General features: G+C 47.3%; 17 protein-coding genes and 1 tRNA gene. 7 read left to right on the top strand and 11 right to left on the bottom strand.

The genetic code is table 11. The features are described from left to right. Positions 1-2 precede the first annotated feature (2 nt). Both QU605_RS12520 and QU605_RS12515 read left to right on the top strand, forming a co-directional pair. Positions 3-740: an MlaE family ABC transporter permease gene (locus QU605_RS12520; protein WP_289725664.1), complete on the top strand. Its 738-nt coding sequence runs from the start codon at positions 3-5 to the stop codon at positions 738-740. Positions 741-744: 4 nt separating this feature from the next. Continuing rightward, positions 745-1,512 (top strand): ABC transporter ATP-binding protein, encoded by a 768-nt coding sequence (locus QU605_RS12515; protein ID WP_289725663.1) that lies wholly within the window; start codon positions 745-747, stop codon positions 1,510-1,512. 7 nt (positions 1,513-1,519) lie between these two features. On the opposite strand, the gene QU605_RS12510 is transcribed toward QU605_RS12515, so the two are convergent. From QU605_RS12510 to QU605_RS12500, 3 genes are read right to left on the bottom strand one after another with little or no spacing between them, the layout of a single operon-like run. After that, a complete protein-coding gene (locus QU605_RS12510; RefSeq protein ID WP_289725662.1) occupies positions 1,520-2,995 on the bottom strand; it encodes a DUF389 domain-containing protein in 1,476 nt (491 codons plus the stop codon). Between the two features lie 7 nt (positions 2,996-3,002). Further along, positions 3,003-4,088, bottom strand: coding sequence for a mannose-1-phosphate guanylyltransferase (locus tag QU605_RS12505; RefSeq protein ID WP_289725661.1), 1,086 nt, complete (start codon positions 4,086-4,088; stop codon positions 3,003-3,005). Between the two features lie 26 nt (positions 4,089-4,114). Next, the gene (locus tag QU605_RS12500) at positions 4,115-4,720 is read right to left on the bottom strand and encodes a SprT-like domain-containing protein (RefSeq protein WP_289725687.1); all 606 of its coding nucleotides are present in this window, start codon (positions 4,718-4,720) and stop codon (positions 4,115-4,117) included. 102 nt (positions 4,721-4,822) lie between these two features. On the opposite strand from QU605_RS12500, the gene QU605_RS12495 reads away from it, so the two are divergent. Further along, a complete protein-coding gene (locus QU605_RS12495; RefSeq protein WP_289725660.1) occupies positions 4,823-5,242 on the top strand; it encodes a hypothetical protein in 420 nt (139 codons plus the stop codon). Here the strand turns inward: QU605_RS12495 and QU605_RS12490 are convergent. From QU605_RS12490 to porV, 6 genes are all read right to left on the bottom strand, one after another. Beyond that, positions 5,232-5,912 (bottom strand): SDR family NAD(P)-dependent oxidoreductase, encoded by a 681-nt coding sequence (locus QU605_RS12490; protein ID WP_289725659.1) that lies wholly within the window; start codon positions 5,910-5,912, stop codon positions 5,232-5,234. The genes QU605_RS12495 and QU605_RS12490 overlap by 11 nt on opposite strands. Positions 5,913-5,914: 2 nt before the next feature. Continuing rightward, positions 5,915-6,853: a M28 family metallopeptidase gene (locus QU605_RS12485; RefSeq protein ID WP_289725658.1), complete on the bottom strand. Its 939-nt coding sequence runs from the start codon at positions 6,851-6,853 to the stop codon at positions 5,915-5,917. Between the two features lie 37 nt (positions 6,854-6,890). Further along, on the bottom strand, positions 6,891-8,531 hold the full coding sequence (locus QU605_RS12480; RefSeq protein WP_289725657.1) for a pyruvate dehydrogenase complex dihydrolipoamide acetyltransferase: 1,641 nt from the start codon (positions 8,529-8,531) through the stop codon (positions 6,891-6,893). Between the two features lie 11 nt (positions 8,532-8,542). Beyond that, a complete protein-coding gene (gene pdhA, locus QU605_RS12475; RefSeq protein ID WP_289725656.1) occupies positions 8,543-9,541 on the bottom strand; it encodes a pyruvate dehydrogenase (acetyl-transferring) E1 component subunit alpha in 999 nt (332 codons plus the stop codon). A gap of 145 nt (positions 9,542-9,686) precedes the next feature. Beyond that, positions 9,687-10,175 carry a cytidine deaminase gene (locus QU605_RS12470; RefSeq protein ID WP_289725655.1) on the bottom strand — a complete coding sequence of 163 codons (489 nt, stop codon included), beginning with the start codon at positions 10,173-10,175 and terminating at the stop codon, positions 9,687-9,689. 97 nt (positions 10,176-10,272) lie between these two features. Next, on the bottom strand, positions 10,273-11,415 hold the full coding sequence (gene porV / locus QU605_RS12465; protein WP_289725654.1) for a type IX secretion system outer membrane channel protein PorV: 1,143 nt from the start codon (positions 11,413-11,415) through the stop codon (positions 10,273-10,275). A 451-nt stretch (positions 11,416-11,866) separates the two neighbouring features. Here porV and gldJ point away from each other — a divergent pair, with 451 nt between their 5' ends. Beyond that, positions 11,867-13,540 (top strand): gliding motility lipoprotein GldJ, encoded by a 1,674-nt coding sequence (gene gldJ, locus QU605_RS12460; protein WP_289725653.1) that lies wholly within the window; start codon positions 11,867-11,869, stop codon positions 13,538-13,540. Between the two features lie 63 nt (positions 13,541-13,603). Further along, positions 13,604-14,881: a UDP-N-acetylmuramoyl-tripeptide--D-alanyl-D-alanine ligase gene (locus QU605_RS12455; protein ID WP_289725652.1), complete on the top strand. Its 1,278-nt coding sequence runs from the start codon at positions 13,604-13,606 to the stop codon at positions 14,879-14,881. Between the two features lie 264 nt (positions 14,882-15,145). On the opposite strand, the gene QU605_RS12450 is transcribed toward QU605_RS12455, so the two are convergent. Next, a tRNA-Val gene (locus tag QU605_RS12450) sits at positions 15,146-15,220 on the bottom strand. Positions 15,221-15,404: 184 nt separating this feature from the next. On the opposite strand from QU605_RS12450, the gene QU605_RS12445 reads away from it, so the two are divergent. Next, positions 15,405-15,869: an Hsp20/alpha crystallin family protein gene (locus QU605_RS12445; RefSeq protein ID WP_289725651.1), complete on the top strand. Its 465-nt coding sequence runs from the start codon at positions 15,405-15,407 to the stop codon at positions 15,867-15,869. Between the two features lie 73 nt (positions 15,870-15,942). Here the strand turns inward: QU605_RS12445 and QU605_RS12440 are convergent, their stop codons facing one another. Continuing rightward, positions 15,943-16,713 carry a patatin-like phospholipase family protein gene (locus QU605_RS12440; protein WP_289725650.1) on the bottom strand — a complete coding sequence of 257 codons (771 nt, stop codon included), beginning with the start codon at positions 16,711-16,713 and terminating at the stop codon, positions 15,943-15,945. Between the two features lie 219 nt (positions 16,714-16,932). On the opposite strand from QU605_RS12440, the gene QU605_RS12435 reads away from it, so the two are divergent. Next, the gene (locus QU605_RS12435) at positions 16,933-20,169 is read left to right on the top strand and encodes a PAS domain S-box protein (RefSeq protein ID WP_289725649.1); all 3,237 of its coding nucleotides are present in this window, start codon (positions 16,933-16,935) and stop codon (positions 20,167-20,169) included. The last annotated feature ends 1 nt before the right edge of the window (position 20,170 follow it).

The following is a 20,170-nucleotide window of genomic DNA, read 5'->3' as shown; positions in this document are numbered from 1 at the left end:
AAATGAATTACCTCTCTTCGATTGGCAGTTATGCCATCATGGTCCGGGAAGTCTTCAAGAAACCTACAAAATGGAGGATCATGCGATCCCTCATTCTCAAGGAAATCGATGAACTGATATACGGGTCAATGGGGATCATCATCTTTATCTCCTTTTTTATCGGAGGCGTTGTGGCGATTCAGACCGCCCTGAATATCAGCAACCCGTTGATCCCCAGGAATCTCATCGGTTTTGCCACCCGTCAGTCTGTTATACTGGAATTTGCGCCGACCTTTACCTCCATCATTATGGCCGGGAAGGTCGGATCCTATATCACATCCAGCATTGGTACAATGCGGGTGACCGAACAGATCGATGCGCTGGAGGTCATGGGCGTTAATTCGCTGAATTTCCTGGTTTTTCCGAAAATTGTGGCCATGATGTTGTATCCCTTTGTCGTCGCCATTGCCATGTACGTGGGGATTTTTGGGGGTTGGATCGCCGGCGTCTTTGGCGGCTTTAGCTCCAGTGCAGACTTTGTAGAAGGGTTACAACTCGATTTTATTCCCTTTCACGTCACCTACTCCTTTATAAAATCCATCGTATTTGCCTTTATAATTGCCACGGTACCTTCTTATCACGGGTATTATATGAAAGGGGGCGCACTTGAAGTGGGGAAAGCAGCAACGGTATCTTTTGTCTGGACCAGTGTTGTAATCATTATCCTGAATTATGTACTCACCCAATTAATGCTCGGTTGATGTTATGATAGAGGTAATCGATCTTAAAAAATCCTTTAACGGCACCGAAGTCCTGAAAGGAATCAGTACGGTCTTCGAAAAGGGAAAAACCAACCTGATCATTGGACAAAGCGGATCGGGTAAAACCGTGTTTATGAAATGCCTGCTGGGGCTCATTACCCCGAGCAGTGGCTCAATCCGATACGAAGGAAGGGATTATGCGGAGTTCAGTTTGGAGGAGAAACGCGATCTCCGACAGGAAATGGGGATGGTTTTTCAGGGAAGTGCCCTATTTGATTCTAAAACCGTGGAGGGAAACGTCATGTTTCCCCTGGAGATGTTTACAAAACAAAGCCAGGAGGAGATGCAGGAACGGGTGGACTTTGTCCTCAAACGGGTAAACCTTGTAGATGCTCATACGAAATACCCGGCCGAGATTTCAGGCGGGATGCAAAAACGTGTCGCCATTGCCCGGGCTATTGTGATGAAACCCAAGTACCTCTTCTGCGATGAGCCCAATTCGGGATTGGACCCCAAGACAGCGATCCTCATTGACAACCTCATTCAGGAAATTACCGAGGAATACCAGATCACGACTGTAGTCAATACACACGACATGAACTCGGTGATGGAAATCGGTGAAAAAATCGTTTTCCTCAAGGATGGGCTCAAGGAGTGGGAAGGAAGCAGCAAAGATATTTTTAAGACGGACAACAAGGCCGTGAGCAACTTTGTGTATTCCTCTGAGTTATTCAAGAAGGTCAGGCAGATGTATCTCGAGGAGCGCGCATAGGGCTCTGCTAACGAACCTGTATCCGATCATTTTTTAACCGGATTTGCAACCATTCCCTGAGCTTATTCAACTCTTCCTCCTTCTGCTTCCGCTTTACTTTTTCCTTCCACCGGGCCACAAAAACCGGGATAGTATCCGTTTTGTTGAAATCCGTCCGCAGTGTATAGGCAAACTCAAGGCCCGCAAGCCCATCGTAGTTCACCCGGGCTTCAGCCGAAATCTCATCAAAAGGCAGCAACCCCTCGGCCAGACTACTCATTTGGGAAAGTTCTTCTTCGAGCAGGCGTATGCGCTCATCTTTATTGAACAATTCAGCCTTTTTTGACTCGTATAACTCACTCACATAGCGCAATCGATCCTCACTATCCGATTGCCCACCCTGTACTACCCTCAACTCTGTCTCTCGCAGTTCTGAATAATCCTTCATCTGCATCCTCCAGGTACTAATAATGGTTGCAGGGATTTGTTCATTACCCATACAAACCACCTCAATAAAATTTTCCCCTTTTCGGTCGTAGTGAAATTCAGTAAGTTCTTCTATAAAACGGCCATTTGCAGAAAACTGATAAACCGCTATGGTCTCCTGCACCAGGCGCTGGGCCTGGCTTCTGAACCTCGATTCCTTAAACTCGAGATAAAAAGCATATGTGGCCGGAATCATCACAAGGATGGCCACCACAGAAGCTATTCGCGCGATCATGGCCCTCCTTTTACTATTGGCGTAACGCACCATTGGGAACCTCAGGTACTTTAGAACCAGGAAGGTCGCCAGGGCGATAAAAATGGCATTGATAAAAAACAGATACAGGGCCCCGTAGGCGTATTCCCAGTTTCGAATGGCTAACCCGAACCCAACGGTACACAAAGGGGGCATAAGGGCTGTGGCAATGGCCACACCAAAAATAACACTGGCGATGGTTCCTTTACGTGCACGTGCGATTACAAGGGCAAGACCACCGAAAAATGCGATCAGCACATCCCTGATATCGGGCTCCGTCCGCGCTAGTAATTCAGAGGATTCGTCCCTGAGCGGAAAGAAATTAAAGAACAGGTAAGCCGTCAGGACACTCAATACCACCATTACGGCAAAATTCTTCAAAGACCGCCTCAGGGTGTCAATATCATTGGTTGCTATAGACATCCCGACACCCAGTATAGGTCCCATAAGGGGCGAAATTAACATCGCTCCGATTACAACAGCCGTAGAATTTGCATTGAGGCCTACAGAAGCAATAAAAATTGAACAAACCAAAATCCACGAAGTGTGCCCCTTAAAAGGAATGTCCTGTTCAATTGCTGCGCGGGTAGCTTCCTGATCCGTATTGTTACGAATGTTCAGCAAGTCGCTCATAAATGACCTTACGCTGCCCAGCAAGCCTTTAAAGTCCTTTTTGACTTCTTCCCCTTTTACCTCGGATTCGCGAGTACTCTCTTCGCGTTCCGCTTTCTGTCGGTTCAGCTCCTCCCTATCTGATGTTTCCATATACTGTTTATATAAAATCTGGTCCGAATGTGTCTTTGACTTTGGACACCCACTGTTTGATTTCCTGTTCTTTGCTTTTGGGAAGAATCAGTAATGCCTTTTCACTATCGACCACAATAAAATCTTTTAATCCTTCAAGCACACCCACCTTCCCTTCGGGAAGGCGTACCATTGTTCCCTCACAATCCTCGGTCAAAACGCGTTCCGCCACCCCGGCATTCCCCAGGGCGTCTTTGGGCAGTTTCTCGTAAAGGGAACCCCAGGTACCCAGGTCATTCCAATCAAAACCGGCTGGCAAGACGTAAACTGCTTCAGACTGTTCTAAAATAGCATAGTCTATGGAAATATTCTCCGCCCTGGGATAATTTGCTTCTATAAATCTTTGCTCTTCTAAGGTATTGTACAGGCCGATTCCCTTTTCAAACAGCGTATATGTTTCCGGTTGATAGGTTTGGAAGGCCTCGATTATGGCTGAGGCGCTCCACATAAATATTCCTGCATTCCAGAGGAAGTTTCCCTGACTGAGGAATTGTTTAGCAGTCTCGTAATCCGGCTTTTCCCGAAACTGCTTCACCTTTTTCAATCCAGGCTCATCTTTTTTGTCCTTGTCAAATTCTATATATCCAAATCCCGTGTTCGGAAAAGCAGGCGTAATTCCCAACGTACAGAGCACCTTAGATTTTAAGCAGAATTCAAAACAGCTCAGGACATCCTTTTCGAAGGCCTTCTCATCCTCAATCCAGTGGTCACTTGGGGCCACCACCATCAGGGCATCCGGATTCATTTTCTGAATCTTTAATGCGGCGTAAAGAATACAGGGGGCGGTATTGCGCATTGCAGGTTCTGCAACCACCTGGGATGGTTTGACCTCCGGAAGTTGCTTCATAACCAACCCGGTATACCGTTCGTTGGTGAGGATCAATATATTCTCAGAAGGAATGAATTGCGAAAGCCGGCCAAACGTTTTTTGGAGAAGCGAAACACCTGCACCTAACATGTCGTGAAACTGTTTCGGATATTCCGTTGTGCTGACGGGCCAAAAGCGTGACCCCACTCCTCCGGCCATCAGTATGGCATAGTAATTCGCGTTCATACGAGTTGTTTCATCGATTAGGGAAGTCACGGCCTGGCTAACCATTCCACTTCCGCCTGTGGTTGAAAAAGATACAATTTTCCCGTTGCAACTTCTACACACTGGTACCGTTTTATTTTCTTCGGCCCTTTGCGAAAAATTCGACCGTTGTAGAGCCTGAACGTGCTGCCTTCCGGTAACTCAAAAACATATTGGGTATCCCGCGTTGCCGTGTCGAATTCCCGCAAGGCTATTGAGAGGGCAGAATCTGTGCTGCTGCTGGCCTTAGGGTTTTTAAAATGACGCGCGAGTAAAGGCAATAGCTGATTCGGAAATACTTCCGGCCTTAAGAAAGGGAGCATCATTTGCTGAAAGGTGAGCTTCCATTCTTTACCATGTGGTTTTATCCGTCTGCCAAAGGTTTCAAAGGCGACCAGATGGGCACATTCGTGTATTAGGGTTATTAAGAATCGATACTTGTTGGTCATCGCATTTACCGTAATCATATGACCGCCCCCGGGCAGCCTTCGGTAGTCCCCATGACGTGTAACCCGTTCATTGACGATTTTAAGATGAATCTCATGGGATTTGATCAGCTCCAGACACGGATGGATGGCCCTTTCGGGAATATAGCGTTCCAACACCTCTTCCATAGCTGTAAAAATAGAAAAATATGCAGGCATGTTTAGCCTAAAACAGGCATCTTCGACCACGGCTATGCCAAACTTGCCGTATCTTTCTCAAAAAGACTGGAAATGAATCGTCTGCTGAGCATCCTTTCGTTGTTCGTTCTGCTTACCGCCTGCGAAACCGAATCCAATGATCCCCTTGATGGGAATTCGCTTTATGGGACCTGGCAGCTTTCAGATGTCCTTTTCGATCCCGGGGACGGAAGTGGCATTTTTATGCCAAGGGATTCCGGTGAGGAATTGACCTTACACCCCAATGGCACCTTAGTCGCCAACTGGGATCCATGCAGGCTCAATGGACCCGTGGGAGAAGAAAATAAGGGAAAATATCTGGAAACCGGTACCAGAAGGTTTGAACTCCTTTGTGCAACCCAGGAAAATCTATTTGCTGAAGGTGTACTTGAGGATGGCTTCCTGCTTCTGTATTACCCATGCACTGAACCCTGTGTTTACCGCTTCTATAAAACGGCAGATCTCAGGGAGTAGAATTGCTCACCGGAAGTATTTTCCCATTGTAATAGGCATGGCCTGTGAGCGCAAAATCTGTGATGTATTCTGCCATCTGGTAAGCCGTCAGGGGTGCCTGGTAGCCGGGGAATGCGGCTTCCAGCATCTCGGTTTGTACCGCACCAAGGGCCAGGACATTGAATGAAGGGCCAGTGTCCTTAAATTCTTCAGCCCAGAGTTCCACCAGGGTAATCACAGCCCCCTTGCTGGAACTGTAAGCCGCAAGGCCCGGGAACTTCGCACTTCCCTGAACCCCGCCCATTGAACTTATGGTGACCACATGGCCTGCCGTATCAATATAAGGCAAGAGCGCACGGGTAAGCTCAGCTACCCCGAAGACGTTGACCTCGTAAACCTCTCTGAAATCGGCAACCGACGATTCCCTGAAAGGACGGTTTAAAAGCATGCCGGCATTGTGGATCAGGATGTCTGCAGTTCCCCATTCCGTTTTAACCCATTCAGCAGCTTTATTAATATGATCCGGATCTGTGATGTCAAAGCACCAGGTGGTTACCTCTGGTAAGTTTAATTTTAAAACAGGGGCGTCATTCCGGGAAAGAGCGAGTACCTGATGCCCGGCAGCGGCAAGTTGCTTTACCATTTCAAAACCAATACCCCTGCTGGTACCCGTAATTATGATCTTGGACATCTCTAGTTGAGTTTGAGCTCTTGATCTGTGCTATTGCCCATCCCTTCTATAACCGGAATTATCCGGCCGACGATTTCAGCCATATGCCCGTAATCCATAAGGTCCGCCTCATCTCCCGGTTGATGGTAAAAGTTGTAATTCTCAAAATCAAAAGTTGAAAATGTATGGGAGGGGACTCCGTAAATTTCCCAGAAAGCATAATTATCCGATCGCTGGAACAAATTGTACTCCTTTGCCCTGGGAAGATACCCCACCAAATCTGATCCCCCGTAGGAATTAGCAACCTGCGCCAGGTTGGACATCTCATAACCGGTTAGATACAACAGGTAGTCCTTTCCCTGCATAGGGACTCCGGTCATTTCAAAGTTGAGCATGGCATAGAGGTTCACACCCGAGTCCTTTAAAGCCGTCGCCAGGTGTTTAGACCCCAACAAACCTTTTTCCTCAGCGCTGAAAAATGCAAAAATCAGACTGCGCCTGGTAGCTTTGTTTTTGCCAAAATATCTTGCGAGTTCCAGTACGGTCGAAGTTCCTGAGGCATTGTCATTTGCCCCGTTGGCAATTTCATCTCCATCCTTGGCGGGAACCACGCCGATATGGTCATAGTGCGCCCCGATAAGGATATATTCGTTTTTCAATTCAGGGTCTGTACCTTCGATAACCCCCACCACGTTGAAAGCTTCTGTCTTTGAATTGGACAGGCGATCCCGATAGCTCTCAAAAAGGGGATCAATACCATAGTCCGCCAGGGCATCTTCGAGAAAAACGGCCGCTTTTTCAATTCCCTCAGACCCTGTATCCCTTCCCATGAGATCATTCCCGGCCAGATAGGTAACCACACTGTTCATTTGCTTTGAACTGGGAACTTTACTCCCACAGGAATAGAGCACGATAGCCGAGAACAGCAGGATCGCAATCCGGTACATGGGTGTTGTTGGCATTCTTTTAGGTTAGATCCTGAAGGTTTTTGTTCCTGTATTATGCAAGCATAGTTACCGGGTGCTCCAGATATGCCCTAAGGGTCTGCAGAAATTGGGAACCTGTTGCTCCGTCCACAGTTCGATGATCACAGGCCAATGTAACTTTCATCGTATGTCCTACCTTTATTTCCCCATTGCGCACCACGGGTTTTTCAACAATAGCTCCAACAGATAAAATTGCTGAATTGGGCTGGTTGATGATTGAGGTGAACTCAAGGATACCAAACATCCCCAAATTAGAAACCGTAAAAGTGCTTCCCTCCATTTCTGCCGGGGCTATTTTTTTGATGCGTGCCCTTCCTGCAAGGTCTTTTACATTCGCCCCGATCTGAGTAAGACTCATCTGATCTGCGAATTTCAATACGGGAACGACCAGGCCTTCATCTACAGCAACAGCCACTCCAATATGGATGTGTTTATTGTACTTCATGGCATCTGCACTCCATGAGGTATTTACCTGTGGGTGCTTTCTGAGCGCCATCGCACAGGCTTTCACCACCATATCATTAAAAGACACCTTGGTGTCGGGCAGTGCATTAATGCTGGCCCGGGAAGCCATTGCCTGTTCCATATCCACCTCGATGGTGAGATAGTAATGCGGAGCAGAGAATTTTGATTCGCTAAGGCGTTTGGCAATCACCTTGCGCATTTGAGAATTCTTAACCTCTTCCACGGCCTCTTCCCCAGCGGGAACATACGTAGTAACAGGAGCAGCCTTTTGTTCGGACGCCTGTGATTTCTCGGCTGCCTCGGGCTTAGCCGAGGGCACGAAGTTTTCGATATCACGTTTTACAATCCGGCCTCCATCACCAGATCCCTTAACCTGGTTGAGGTCTATTCCTTTTTCAGCTGCAATCCTTCGCGCGAGGGGGGAAACGAAAATTCGATCTCCCTGTGGTGATTCCGGACTCTGGGGTGCCTGGGGAGTTTCAGAAACTGCGGTCTGAGTTTCTCCTGAAGCCTCAGGGGTATCCGTGACGGATTCCGGGGTTCCCGCAGTTGAATTCAATACTGCTGAGACATCTGTTCCAGAAGGCCCGATTACGGCAAGGACGGCATCTACCGGTGCGGATTCTCCTTCCTGAATTCCAATATGGAGCAGGGTTCCGGAATAGAAAGACTCAAACTCCATAGTGGCCTTGTCCGTTTCGATTTCCGCCAGAATATCGCCTTCCTCGACCGTGTCCCCTACTTTTTTCAGCCATGTGGCTACCGTACCTTCTTCCATGGTATCACTCAGGCGGGGCATTGTGATGATTTCCACCCCTTCCGGGACTTCAGCTGCCGGCGATGCTGTTGTTTTAGCATCGTCGGGAGTCGGTTTGGATGTGGTTTCCGCCTTATCTGAAGGATCAGCTGCAGGTGCAGCCGCTCCGTCCAGAAGCGCTGAAACATCCTCGCCTTCCGACCCGATAATGGCGAGCAGGGCATCTACCGGAGCCCCATCTCCTTCCTGAATTCCGATATGAAGCAGGGTACCTTCATGAAACGACTCAAATTCCATAGTGGCCTTGTCCGTTTCTATTTCAGCAAGGATATCGCCTTCCTCAACCTTATCTCCCACATTTTTGAGCCATTTTGCCACGGTTCCTTCCTCCATGGTATCGCTCAATCGGGGCATTGTGATAATCTCAGCCATCTGACTCTCTGTTATAATTTATGTTGCAGGAATGGATAGTCCTCCTGTTCGTACACCACATCGTATAATTGCTCTACGGGTGGGAAATCAGATTCTTCGGCAAATTTCTCGCACTCTTTTACCCGCTCCTTTACACGTGCGTCAATTTCCTTCAACTCTGCTTCCGTTGCGTACTTCTTCTCCAGAATAACATCTTTTACCTGGGTGATGGGGTCGATTTTTTTGTATTCCTCAACCTCATCTTTGGTTCGGTAATGCTGGGCATCCGACATGGAGTGCCCCCGGTACCGATATGTTTTGGCTTCAAGGAAAGTAGGACCGCCACCACTCCTGGCGCGTTCAATAGCCTTACTGACCTCTTCAGCAACAGCCACTGGGTTCATTCCATCTACAGGGCCACAAGGCATTTCATATCCAAGACCGAGTTTCCAGATATCCGTAGTATGGGCCGTTCTCGCTACGGAAGTCCCCATGGCATAGCCATTGTTCTCACAGATAAATACCACGGGTAACTGCCAGAGCATTGCCAGGTTAAACGCCTCGTGCAGGCTACCCTGCCGAACCGCCCCGTCACCCATATAGCACAGGGTTACGGAATCCCTTTCAAAATACTTATCGGCAAAGGCCAAACCTGCCCCCAGTGGAATCTGTCCACCTACGATCCCATGTCCCCCATAGAAATTATGGGCTTTGGAAAAAATATGCATTGAGCCTCCCATGCCTTTGGAGGTTCCGGTTACCTTTCCGTAGAGTTCAGCCATTACCCGTTTGGGGTCTTCCCCCATTCCTATGGGCTGCACATGGTTCCGGTAGGCCGTGATCATCCGGTCCTTACCGAGTTCCATAGCATGGAGTGACCCGGCCAACACTGCCTCCTGTCCGTTATAGAGGTGCAGGAATCCTCTTACTTTCTGTTGGATATAAACCGCGGCCAGCTTGTCTTCAAACTTCCGCCAGAACAACATTTCCTCATACCAGTTCAGGTATACCTCTTTGGTAACTTTTTTCATGAAGGCAATTTTCTATCGTATTTGAGGTCAGAAAACCGAGACAGCGTGCCTGTTTTCCCGACGTGGAGGAGCAAAAATACACATTAAATCAATTCGGAAAAAAAAATGGAACCCAAAGACTGGGCCTCCTGAAATCGAGGAGAATTCAAGCGTCGAGATAGGTCTTATCGAACCCCAGGGGAAGCAGGGCCGCTACGGAGGGACATTCGTAAATCAGCCCATGATCTGCCTGGAGCAGAATACGGATGGGTTTTTCCTGACGAACCTCGTATTCCAGGAGGGATTGCCTGCAGTTTCCACAAGGGGCGGCAGGCACTTTCAAGCCCTGACCCGGGGACATTGCCACCACCGCCAAAACCCCGATTACACCATCCGGAAAACGCGCACCTTTTTGAAAAACGGCCACGCGCTCGGCGCATAGACCGGAGGGGTATGAGGCATTTTCCTGGTTATTCCCGATGATCACTTCACCCGACTTAAGGCTAAGCGCAGCCCCAACTCTGAATCCGGAGTAGGGCGCATAGGCTCCCGAAGCTGCGTCCCTGGCGCGTGCCAACAAAGCGCGATCCCCGGCGGACAGCTCCATTTCGTCCTTATATACACAAACCTCAAAACCAAAATGTCGTTTTTCCATAGTTAAAGATACTGCCCACGATAAATAAAAGAAGCGCTAAGGGCATAAAAAAACCCGCTGGGTTTCCCCGCGGGTCTATAGGTAACGATAGAGTTGTTTAGTCGTTGTAGTACTCCTGTCCCAGGTAAAAGGTCAGGGAAAATCTCAGAGTGTTCTCCAGAGGATTCCTTACCTGTGCCGTTGAAAACAGATAGGAAAGGTCAATTTGTGCATTGTTATACCGGAACCCAGCACCCATACTGAAGAACTTGCGAAAACCCTTCTCTTCACTCTCGTTGAAATACCCGGCTCGGAGCATAAACGCCTCCCGAAAGACGTATTCTGCTCCGAGTGCCCAGGTAATCTCCTTTAATTCTTCGCTCAGGCCATCAGGGGCGTCCGTAAAGGATTTGAATACTCCTTCGAACCATCCGATCTCCTGGTATATGGCATTATCCTCCTGATCCAGAAAACCATTCCCGTTGAAATCCTGGGGGGTCGGCACCAGCAGTTTGTTGAACTCTCCCCTGAGGGACAAAGCGTTATCCATATCGAAAATAAAATCGAACCCACCGCCAAGGCCGAGGTTCGTAGGAATGAAGTTTTCCTGACCCCCTGCATCGTACTGGATTTTCGGTCCGAGGTTAGAGATATTGAATCCCCAAACCCATCTTCCGTCAAAATTATCGTATGCCCGCTCTCGTCCGTAGTAATACCCGGCAATATCCACCGCGAATGTCTTTCCCGACTGAACGGCATTACCCAATTGGGGGATTTCCAGGTTAGAACTTATAAAACGTCCTGCGACCGCCATGGAAAACTGCTCGCTTAATTTCAATGAATACGATCCGTCGATAGACAACTCGTTAGGCTTGACAAGGGTACCGATTTCCTCAAAGGAATTACGCAATTCGATCTCACCTAAAGTGAAATACCGTATGGATACCCCAAAAGCACTTTGATCGTTAATCTTATTAAAATAACTTCCGTTCAGCAGCGCGATATCCGTAATCAGACTCTCCAGGTAGGGGGTGTAACTAATTCCAATACCCATTTTTCGTTCTGCAAAGGCAAATTTAGCGGGATTCCATTGTTGCGAAAAGCCATCAATCGATGAGGATACTCCGATATCACCAATAGCCGAGGATCTGGCATCTGCGGCAATTCTCAGGAATGGCACTGCAGTTGTTATGACTCTTTCTTGCTGACCGAACCCTTCTAATGAAGCGGCAATCAGAATTACTAGCAAAATTTTTTTCATTATAACAATGTGCTTCTTAACTAAGAAACCCTTGTTGAAAAGGGCGTAAACCAGCTGTCTATACCTACGTGAAAAGCCGGCGTATTCTATGGTAACGGCAATTTTTTAATATTCTTATGTCAAACATACCTAAACCTTCGGGGTTTTTACGAAGTTTGAAATCGAATTTATACCTATTAATATATAGGGGCATGGAAATGACCGACATTCAATGATCTGTTCTACAGGCTCGTCAACCGGGTTTAAAAACCTCCGGGGCCTTATACTAGATTTGCGAATTACTCGTTATCAAAGCAAACAAGACAGGAAACTGAATGTTTTAGGCCAATTACAGATTTTGATAAAGATGTAAAATATATTGAACTTTTACCCGTTTAATTAGCCGAATAGCATTTAAAATTAGACCTAAGGCCACTAAAGGCCCGATCCGAAACCTAAGTTCGAAATACAGATGAAACAAACACGTACCAGCACATTCCTTTTGGCAGCCATTGTCGTCGGATCCCTGAGCATGCAAAGTTGCAAGAAGTCTTCAGGGTCCAAAGATATTTCTAGAGCCACCGGATGGAAAATCAACGATAAGGAAGGGGGATTTCAGTATAATTCTGATTTCAAAGAGCAGGAAACTGCCCCTGGACTCGTCTTCATTGAGGGAGGTACCTTCACAAAGGGGAAAGTTCAGGACGATGTTATGCACGACTGGAACAACACCCCTACAACGCAGCACGTTCAGTCCTTCTATATGGATGAGACCGAGGTGACCAATGTGATGTATCTGGAGTACCTGGATTATCTCAAGAGTGTTTATCCACCAGAAGATCCCAAGTATACCAATATCTATGTCGGTGCACTTCCGGATACCCTGGTATGGAGAAACAGGCTGGGATATAATGAAACCATGACCAATAACTACCTGCGGCATCCCGCTTATGCAGAGTATCCGGTCGTTGGTGTGAATTGGATCCAGGCTACCCAATTTGCCGAATGGCGTACGGACAGGGTAAATGAAGCCATGCTGGAACGCGAAGGCTATTTGGCGGAAGATGTTAAATACCGGGCGATGAACGGTGAAATTGAAGGAAATTTCAGTACGGAAACTTATCTGAACGCCCCCAAGTCCGTTTATGGTGGACAGATAGATACCCTGATGGGTAAGAACGTTAAGGATTCGGTGCCTTCGTTTGCAAAAAGAAGTAGCGGTATCCTGATGCCGGCCTATCGTCTCCCTACAGAAACAGAATGGGAGTATGCAGCGGCTGCCCTTGTGGGGACCCGTGAATACAACAATTACCGCGGAAGAAAGAAATATCCATGGGAAGGCGACTATACCCGTAACGGCCAGAGGGTCGGTAGAGGTGATCAGCTTGCCAACTTCAAGCAAGGTAAAGGGGATTACGGCGGAATTGCCGGATGGTCCGATGACGGAGCTGATATTACTGCTCCTGTAATGTCCTATAAGCCCAACGATCTTGGATTGTACGACATGGCCGGAAACGTTGCTGAATGGGTAGCTGATGTGTATCGTCCAATAGTAGATGATGAAATCAGTGACTTCAACTACTACAGGGGTAACATCTTTATGAAAAAAGCCATTGGAGAAGATGGTAAAGTAATGGTCCTGCCGGAAGGTGAAATCGTATACGATACGCTTCCCAACGGAAAAATCGTGGCTGTCAACCTTCCGGGAGAAGTTAAAATGGTCGCAGTTGATGAAGAAGACACCTATCTGAGAACAAACTTCTCAAAAAGTGATAACCGCGGATACCGGGACGGAGATCCGGGATCTTCCAGATTCTTTGATCGCTTCAGTGATGAAGAAGGCGAAGAGTCCGACAAACAAATGTACAATTCACCCATACATAAGGTTGAGCGTGATGAGGAAGGAAAACTTGTCCGGGAATACGACAAGAGTAACTACAGAACATCACTTATCAATGATGAAGTGCGGGTGTACAAAGGAGGATCATGGAGAGATCGCGCGTACTGGTTAGATCCTGCTCAAAGGAGATACATGCCACAATATATGGCCACCGACTATATCGGCTTCCGATGTGCGATGTCCAGAGTGGGAAGCAAATCCAAAGGAAAAAACAAGACGATCCGAGGGAAGAAAGTTAAAGGTTAAGATTCTCCCTGGAAGCTAAAAAAAAGCCCTGACTTTTCGGTCAGGGCTTTTTATATTTACGGCATGAGCCTGGAAGAAATTTACACGCGTTTTTGCAACCATCCGAGGATCAGTACCGACAGTAGGAATATCGTCCCGGATAGTTTATTTTTTGCCCTGAAAGGGCCTAACTTCAACGGAAATACCTATGCGGATGAAGCCCTGGAAAAAGGGGCTGCATTTGCTATAGTAGACGAAGCGGAATACGTCAGCGGGCCCAAAACCCTTTTGGTACCTGATGCCCTCAGCTGCTTACAGAAATTGGCCAGGCATCACCGGCGACAGTGCCAGGCTACCGTAATTGCACTTACGGGGAGCAATGGCAAAACCACTACAAAAGAACTTATTCTGAGTGTTTTGGAACGCTCTTATCGCACCCAGGCAACCCAAGGAAACCTCAACAACCATATCGGGGTTGCGCTTACCCTTTTGGGACTGCAAAAGCAAACCGAGATGATGATTGTGGAAATGGGGGCCAACCACCAGCGGGAAATTGCTTTTTTATGCGAGCTGGCAGAACCCGACTTCGGATATATTACAAACTATGGGAAAGCTCACCTGGAAGGATTCGGAGGGATAGAGGGCGTCATCAAAGGGAAGAGCGAAATGTACGATTACCTCCGGGCTACAGGGAAAACGATCTTTTTCAATGCAGATGATCCCATTCAGCGGGAGAAGCTTCAGGGATATGACAAAACAATAGGTTTCAGCACGACGGACCCGGCCCATACCATCATTAAAGATCTCGGGGCAGACCCTTATGTAAAACTCAAGGTCGATGGCAACTTGATTGAAACATCGCTTAGCGGGGCCTATAATTTCAGCAATTGTGCGATTGCCGTACTTATCGGCAACTATTTTAACGTCCCGTTCCCGGAGATACGCATGGGTATTGAATCTTATGTGCCCGAAAATAATCGTTCCCAACTCCTGGAGGTGGGAAAACTCCAGGTTTTGCTGGACGCCTACAACGCCAACCCCAGCAGCATGGCTGCGGCTCTGAAACATCTGTCCGGTCTTGAGCAAACAAAAAAGATTGCCATTTTGGGAGATATGTTTGAATTGGGTGAAGACGCGGCAATTGAGCATCAGTCAATAGCAGATTTGGCTTCCTCTTTGGATCTGGAATCCCTCATACTGGTCGGGAAGGCCTTTTCCAGAACTACCACCGATGCCCATCAATTCGAGTCTTTTGAAGAATTGGCTGATTATCTTAAATCGCATCCAATTTCAGGTCCGGCAACGGTATTGATAAAAGCCTCGAGGGGTATGGCGCTGGAGCGATTGCAGGATCACTTGTAAAATATCGTTTCGCATTTCTAAGTTTTGGCAACCAAAGCCGCTACCATCCGGATATTCCAACTCTGCTAATAGGGCCGAGTGCCCGATGTATTACAGCTAACGCTGTGATCCAGATACATCCCATACCTGCAAATAGAAAACTAAAACCCGCAGCCCCTTACGGGCCTGTTGTTTTTTTCCAATTCGTCCTCGCTAACGAGTAAACTCGCAGCGGTCCGAAATGGAAAAACCCTCGTCCTGTGGACGTGGGTTTTCTGAGTGATGTGGGATATACTGGATTCGAACCGGTGACCTCTGCCCTGTCAAGGCAGCGCTCTAAACCAACTGAGCTAATATCCCTTCTAAGATGGCGCAATTTCGTAAAAAATACGGGAGTGGAAAAACGGTGAGAGAGAAATCTTTGGAACAATTTTGTTTTCCCAAAAGTCGGCCTGCTGATCTGGATCATTTCAAAAAACAAACCTCCTTCCTAATTTGGGTTTGATATACCACAATTAGAAGTTTAACCTTAAAATTAGAAGTTATGGAACTGATGAAATTTAAAAAGAGACACCCTGGAAAACTTTTATCTGAGGACTTTTTCAACCTCGATAATTTTTTTGACGAGCGTATGTGGAAATCCGGCCTGATGAACGCCGATTTCTGGAATGGAAAAACCGTGGAACCCGCATTGAATATCAGGGAAACCAAAGACCATTTTGAAATCGAACTCGCTGCACCCGGATTTGCAAAAACAGACTTTACGATCACCATTGAAAACGGATGCCTGAATATCGCTGCGGAAAAAGAAGTAACTGAAGAAGATAAATCTGAAGATTACACCCGTCGGGAATTCAACTATTCGTCCTTTACTCGGTCTCTCCAACTGCCGGAATCTGTCCGGGAAGAAGACATCGAGGCTAAATACAATGATGGAATCCTTAATTTCAGATTGAACAAGAAGGAAATACCTCAGAAAAAGGCTGCAAAGGTGATTGAAGTTGGCTGAAAAAGCCTTTCAATTTACCTATCCCTGTGCTGCAAATTGTCCATAAGTGCGCGGTGCAGGGATGTTTTATATTTTATGATACAGGAAGACTGCCTGAAGCCTCTTCAATACTCTTTTTGGCTTCCTGATATCCGAGCTCGAATATCGTATCCAGATCATTTTCAAGAAAAGTGCTGAAACGACCCAGTTCTTTAGGGTAAACCAGCATATCGCACATATCAAACTTTCGAATGGAATCCGTAGCCGATTTAATTTTCAGGACGCGATCCAGAACGGAAATGGAGTGTCGTATTTTGGATTTTTCCGTAGGCCCGAAGGGGGTGACATAAACCCCAATCAGGAATTCAGCCTCCTCCCGTAGTAGGTCTACCGGAAAGTTATTGAGCACCCCGCCGTCTACGTAGTACCCCTTCCCTACCTCGACGGGAGCAAAAAATCCCGGGAATGCAGCAGAGGCCAAAAGCGCCTTGATCAGCGGGCCTTCACTGAATATTTTTAATTCCCCATTCAGGATATCCGTTGCGGTAACCTGAAGCGGGATTTTTAAGGCGGCGAAATCGTCAGCTGGAAATATTTTACGAAAACGATCATAAAAACTATCCGGATCTACCCATCCCGGTTTTCCGAAGGCTAAATTTCCAATACTGAACAGTTGAATGCTCTTAAAAAAATTGAGCATATCCCCGGTGGACATGCCGTTTGCATATAGTGCTCCAACCACAGCTCCGGCACTGGTCCCGGAGATCGCTTCGGGCTTAATTCCAGCCTCTTCTAGCGCTTTGAGAACACCGACATGTGCAATTCCACGATATCCGCCTCCTGACAGGGTTAGGGCTATTTTCATGTGCCTTAAATTGAATTCAAATATAGTTAGAAGCGTGACCTGTATGACCATTGTCATATAAATCTTCTCAATACGGTCCTACCTTTATAGTTAGAGGTCATCTGAACCTCCTATGGCGCTATCCGTACAGTCAACCAGGATAATGCCCTGATGGATCATTTGGGCTTTCTGAATCGAGGGGTGGCGCTCAGGCAGGCCATATCTGAAATTGATCTGATCATGAAGAAAACAGCACCGAATACCGGACTATTGGAAGCCTTACAAGGCAACAGGGCCGAGGCAATGTTTCTTCTGGGTATGAAGGGCTCCATCATCGGCTTTCCCCAAACGCATCTGGATACATTTCTCTCAACAGATCAAGATCCCTATGGCTGTAATATTACAGAATACCTGCCCGGGCATATCAGCATAGAACTCCTTCGGGCCATTGAGGGGGTCATTGAGAAACAGGAACCCGCCCAACTGGACTTTTCAACCAGGGGGAACCCGCGAATGCATTTCGAGATCAGCCTGTTCCCGCTGAACGATCAACGGATGGTTGCGATGATAAGAAACCTCACCAGCAGTGCGCGCAATGAAATGGATCTTCTTAAGGAGAAGAGCGTTTTGAGGAACTACCTCGACTCAGCCGGTTCCATGTTTATCGTACTGAGACCCGACTTCAGCATTGCACTTGTAAACCGCAAAGCGTGTGAAGTGCTTGGATACCCTATGGAATCTGTTTTGAACCAGAAGTGGCTGCCTTTTATAAGCGGGGAATCCGAACAAAAAAGGCTTAAAATCCTCTTTGAGCGAACTTTCAGGGTCGGAAGGGCACTATCCGATTATTTTGAAAGTCCGGTCACTTCTCAATCTGGTGAAACACGACTGATCCGATGGCAGAATGCACTTTTAAAAAATCCCGCAGGAAATCCCACGGGCCTGATTTGTTCCGGGGTAGACATCACAGAACAAAAACGGGCAGAAGATCAACTTCGCGAGAGTGAGGCCCGGAACCGCGCGATCCTGGAAGCTATTCCGGATGTTATTCTTCTTCACGACAACCGTGGCACCATCCTCAGGGTAAAAGAGTCCATCCACTCTCCTCATTGCTTTAAGGAGGACCGCATTAAAGGCAAGCTGGTCACGGATGTATTTCCCGGAAGCCAGGGTGAGGAAATGCTTAAGACCATACAAGAATCCTGTCAGACAGGACTGTCCAAAGTACTGGAATTCAATTTTAACACAGAGCAGGGCCTGCTTTCCTATGAAATGCGTTTTGTGTGCATGGATGATCAAAAGGTCCTTGCAGTCGCCCGCAATGTAACCCAGACCAAGGCTACACAACAAGTCCTGAACCTCCGAAACAGGGCCCTTGAAGCTGCAGGCAATGGGATAATAATTGCTGATGCGCTCCTGCCGGACATTCCGATCATTTATTGCAACGAAGCCTTTATCAATATTACCCAATACCCTGAAGCGGAGGCCCTCGGCAAAAATTGCCGCTTCCTGCAAGGGCCGGCAACGGATCCGGAAAAAGTCGCCCTAATCCGTGAAGCTCTGGATAAGGGAACATCCTGCAGGGTGGTATTGAGAAATTACCGAAAGGATGGTTCGCTATTCTGGAATGAACTCGCCATTACGCCGATTCGCGATGAGGCCGGGCGACTCACCCACTTTATCGGAGTGCAAAACGACATTAGCAAAAGGGTTATCGAGGTTGAGCGCAAAGACCATTCCCGGAAAATATTGGAAGCCATAACACAGGACAAACCCCTGGGTAAAATAGCGGGGATGGTCACCTCCTTTCTCAGGTTGCATTTTCCGGATTTCGGGTTACAGATCGCATTGTGGAAAGCGGAGCGTGAAGAGCTTGAAACCCTTTCTGAAGTTGGACTTCCCAAGGTCCTTACACAAAAACTCAGAAAAGTAGCCTTAAAAGAAGATCCGGTTTGCCCGTGCGCCCTGGCCGTAATCACCCGTAAACCTGCCCTGCTCCGGAATCTCAAAACCAATGAGTCTTCGAGTAAATTCCTCAAAACGATTAAGGAGGCTGGAATTAAAAGTAGCTGGTCCTTCCCTGTTCTTTCCTCGGATAAAAAGGTACTTGGCACCTGCACATTCTATGGCCGAAAACCCTTTGGAATTGATACGGAAGAAAAAGGAATCATCTCAGACGCCACCCAACTTATCGGACTTGCCATTGAGCGTCACCTGGCCCGAATCCATCTGGAGGAAAGCAATATTAAGCTCGAAAAATACGCCAAGAATCTTGAAAAAGATGTCGCCATACGTACCCGGGAAGTAGAGTCTACGCTCCAGAAGCTCATGGAAAGTAACGTCTCCCTTCAAACCCAAATAAATACAACCCGGGAAGCTGAAGAACGCGCGCAGGCCAATCAGGAATTATTTGCCGCCATTGCCAGGAACTTCCCAAAAGGGGTAATCATGGTTTTTAATACCAAGGGTGAGTATGTTCATCTGGAAGGGGAAGAACTCAGTCGTATGGATTTAAAGGACTGGGAATTTACGGGTAAAACCATACGGAAAACCCCGGCCCTCTCCAAGGGAGCGCTTCAGGACATCGAAGAAAAAGTAAACCTCACACTTAAGGGAAAACACCTCTCCTTTGAAATAAACATTAAAGAGAATTCCTATACGGTGAATTCCATGCCACTCTACGCAAAGAATACTCCCCGATGGGCTCTGCTGGTGTTCACCAATGTGACGGAGCAAAAGAGGTACGAAGAAGACCTTATGCGAGCCCTGCGGATTGAACAGGAACTCAATGATCTTAAATCCCGGTTTATCTCCATGGCGTCCCATGAGTTCCGCACCCCTCTTAGTGCGATCCACTCTTCTGCAATCCTGATCGGAAAGCAGAATACCCCCGGCATGGAGGATAAGCGTTTGCGGTACCTCAGGCAGATCAAAAACAACGTGCGGAACTTAGTGGTCATCCTTGACGATTTCCTCTCTCTGAGTTCCCTGGAAGAAGGAACGATGGAAGCCCAGCCCGAAACCTTTGATGCGCTGAACTTAATCCGGTCTGTTCTTGAAGAATTAGAAAGTAATTTAAAAGTTGGCCAGCACTTTGAAGAGGCCTTTGACATTTCGACCCTTGAGGTATATCAGGATCCTAAACTGCTCAGGCAAATCCTCGTAAACCTTTTGTCTAATGCCATAAAATACGCTCCTGAAAAAAGCGGTATTTTAATCAAGATCGTGAAGAAGGGATCCGATTTTACCATTGCAGTCCAGGACAGTGGAATGGGAATCCCAAAAGAAGAACACGATCAGTTATTCAATCGTTTCTTTCGCGCGAGGAATGCCATAAATATACCGGGAACCGGGCTGGGATTACATCTGGTTAAATTATATACAGAACTCATGGGCGGGACTATTCGTTTTAAAAGTGCACTGAATAAGGGGAGTACATTTACCCTGAGTCTGCCCATAAAATTTAAACCGAGCTGAC

Source organism: Robiginitalea aurantiaca (assembly GCF_030380815.1).
GTDB classification, from domain to species: Bacteria; Bacteroidota; Bacteroidia; order Flavobacteriales; family Flavobacteriaceae; genus Robiginitalea; species Robiginitalea aurantiaca.
The sequence above is the reverse complement of the archived record's forward strand: the minus strand, read 5'-3'. Positions and strand labels throughout refer to the sequence as shown.